The following is a 3,005-nucleotide window of genomic DNA, read 5'->3' on the forward strand; positions in this document are numbered from 1 at the left end:
AAGATGAAGTGGTTACACCAATTCCTGAAAATGTTGCCGTGTACGAAAAATTATACAAAGAATATTCAACATTACATGACTACTTTGGCCGCGGCGAAAATGATGTCATGAAGCGATTAAAATCATTAAGAAATCAATCGGAGTAACTAAGAAAAACATTCCATTTCACGAAGCAAGTCTTATTTTTGCGGTTGTTATGGGGTGTTTTTTCTATTATATTGATTAGGATAATGGATAATAAGTAAATTAACCTAATCAATCATGATACAATTAATCTAAATCAAACGCTAAGGGAATATCCAGTAAGGTAGTCTTTTCGGAAATTTTTTAGAAAGTCTACCATGACAGTGCTATTAGGAGGGGAAATATGCAACGAGGTACATTCAAATGGATGAAATCATTAAACAAGTCGGCGATATTAAATAAAATCAGAACAAGCGGGCCGATTTCAAGAGCGCAATTAGCAAAAGATACAAAGCTTACCCCTCCAACAGTTAGTACCATTGTGAAAGAATTGATTGATGAAGGAATAGTTAAAGAGAGTTCGCTTGGTGAATCCCAAGGTGGTCGAAAACCGACGATGCTTGTGATTAATAGTAGTGCTTTTTACATAATTGGTGTTGATGCGGGGTCTCAATCGGTTGACTATGTACTCTCAGATTTATCGGGAAAGATTATTGATCGCTCCTCTAGAGAATTGCTATCATCTGTGACAAAGAATGAATTCTTATCTATTTTAAAAGACGGCATTCATGCTATTTTTCAAACAAATCTTAACAATAAAGATAACGTAATAGGTATTGGGGTTGCCATGCATGGTGTCGTTGATATAGATACTGGAACATCCCTATTTGCACCTAATTTAGGCTTAACGGATATACCAATAAAAGTAGTACTCGAAAAAGAATTTGATCTCATCGTTAAAATTGAAAATGATGCTAGAGCCATGGCATTAGGTGAGGCATGGTTTGGTCAAAAAGAAAAATCTGATAGTATGATAGCTGTTAATATTGGTCGAGGAGTTGGTGCAGGAGTTGTGATTGATGGCAAGTTGTACCATGGTGCAAATGACATTGCTGGAGAAATTGGTCACATGACGATTGATATATACGGTGAAGTTTGTCAATGTGGGAATCGTGGTTGTCTTCAAACAATAGTATCTGGTCCATCAATTGCCAAGCGTGCAATCCATGCAGTACAAGAACATCAACATCAACATAGCAGTTTGTTAAATCTAGTGGAGAATGATATTGGGAAAATAACTGGAGAAACGGTTTATCGTGCTGCAAAGGAAGGAGATCTAACTTCTATACATATATTAGAAGATACGGGAACAGTGTTAGGAATTGGGTTAACAAACTTAATTCACATTATGAATCCAAGAAAAATTATTCTGGGTGGTGGAGTTTCTAGAGCTAACGAATTTATCTTGGAGCCTATCCGACAAGCAATCGAACACCGTGCTTTGACTCCAAAGACCAAACGGACCGAAGTTGTAATAACTACTCATGAAGATGACGCCACATTGTTAGGATCTATTGCATTACTTCTAGAAGAACTTTTTAATCCAGAACGATCATATTACAAGGTCTAAAAGACAGGAGCAGTTGCCTGTCTTTTTATTTTAATTCATAAGAAATATAAACCAACATATATTGATTGTACGTACAAATTGTATTAAAATAAAAGATATACAAATATCCTATACGTACAAGGTGTTGAAATAGAAAGGTGTGTAGTAATGTTAGAAGAATTAAAGCAATCGGTCTTAGAAGCAAATCTGGCTCTTCCAAAACACGGGTTGGTGACTTTTACTTGGGGTAATGTAAGCGGATTCAATAGAGAAAAAGGGCTGATCGTGATTAAACCAAGTGGCGTGTCATACGATGAGTTGAGACGCGACGATATGGTAGTTGTAGATTTAAACGGAAAAGTGGTAGAGGGGAATCTAAATCCCTCATCTGATACACCTACACATATCGTTTTGTATAAGAACTTTACAAACATTGGCGGAATTGTACACACGCATGCACCATGGTCGACAAGCTGGGCGCAAGCGGGTAAAGGGATCCCCCCTTTAGGTACAACACATGCTGACTATTTTTACGGGACAGTGCCATGTACCCGTTCAATGACGAAAGATGAAATCCAGGGAGCATACGAACATGAAACTGGCAAAGTGATAGTGGAGACATTTAACCAAACGAATCCACAAGAAATACCAGGTGTATTAGTCCATAGCCATGCACCATTTACATGGGGGAAGGATCCAAATGAGGCAGTATACAATGCGGTAGTTTTAGAAGAAGTTGCTAAAATGGCTTTGCACACGTACCAGCTAAATCCAAATGCCTGTTCAATGGATCAAGCACTCTTAGATAAACATTACCTTCGCAAACATGGTTCAAAGGCATATTATGGTCAGAAAAAGTAGGGAGGAGAGCGACAATGGGGGAAAAGTATGCAATTGGAATTGACTATGGTACAGAATCAGGTAGAGCTGTACTTGTTTCTTTAAAGAATGGGAGAGAAGTGGCGGACCATGTTACACCATACCCACATGGTGTGATTGATCAAGCTCTACCAGAATCAAACATAGAATTAGGCTTTGAATGGGCCCTTCAGCATCCTGGTGATTACCTAGAGGTGCTAAAACAATCGGTTCCTGCGGTGATAAAAGAATCTGGCGTTTATTCAGAAGATGTTATCGGAATCGGAATCGACTTTACGGCATGTACGATGCTGCCTATTGATCAATCAGGTGAACCGTTATGCTTTAATCCTGCTTTAAAAGACAATCCACACAGCTGGGTCAAGCTTTGGAAGCACCATGCAGCCCAAGCAGAAGCAAATGAATTGAACCGAATTGCATCAGAAAGAGGAGAAGCCTTTTTACCACGTTATGGTGGGAAAATTTCATCGGAGTGGATGATTGCGAAGGTGTGGCAAATTCTTAATGAAGCACCAGACATTTATGCTGAAGCAGATCAATTTGTCGAAGCAAC

3 protein-coding genes are annotated in these 3,005 nt (G+C 38.7%); all 3 read left to right on the plus strand.

Annotation, left to right across the window (positions count from 1 at the left end):
* Positions 1 to 367 precede the first annotated feature (367 nt).
* On the plus strand, positions 368 to 1,594 hold the full coding sequence (locus NC797_RS18165; RefSeq protein WP_272438200.1) for an ROK family transcriptional regulator: 1,227 nt from the start codon (positions 368 to 370) through the stop codon (positions 1,592 to 1,594).
* A 147-nt stretch (positions 1,595 to 1,741) separates the two neighbouring features.
* The gene (gene araD, locus NC797_RS18170; RefSeq protein WP_272438201.1) at positions 1,742 to 2,434 is read left to right on the plus strand and encodes an L-ribulose-5-phosphate 4-epimerase; all 693 of its coding nucleotides are present in this window, start codon (positions 1,742 to 1,744) and stop codon (positions 2,432 to 2,434) included.
* Between the two features lie 14 nt (positions 2,435 to 2,448).
* Positions 2,449 to 3,005 (plus strand): FGGY family carbohydrate kinase (locus tag NC797_RS18175; protein ID WP_272438202.1); only part of this gene is annotated, 557 nt, incomplete at its 3' end.

Origin of the sequence: Terrihalobacillus insolitus (genome assembly GCF_028416575.1) — a bacterium.
GTDB classification, from domain to species: Bacteria; Bacillota; Bacilli; order Bacillales; family Amphibacillaceae; genus Terrihalobacillus; species Terrihalobacillus insolitus.

Excerpts from the sequence above, each read along its gene's own strand:
- NC797_RS18165 (WP_272438200.1), top strand. The coding sequence starts at position 368 with ATGCAACGAGGTACATTCAAATGGATGAAATCATTAAACAAGTCGGCG.
- araD (WP_272438201.1), top strand. The coding sequence starts at position 1,742 with ATGTTAGAAGAATTAAAGCAATCGGTCTTAGAAGCAAATCTGGCTCTT.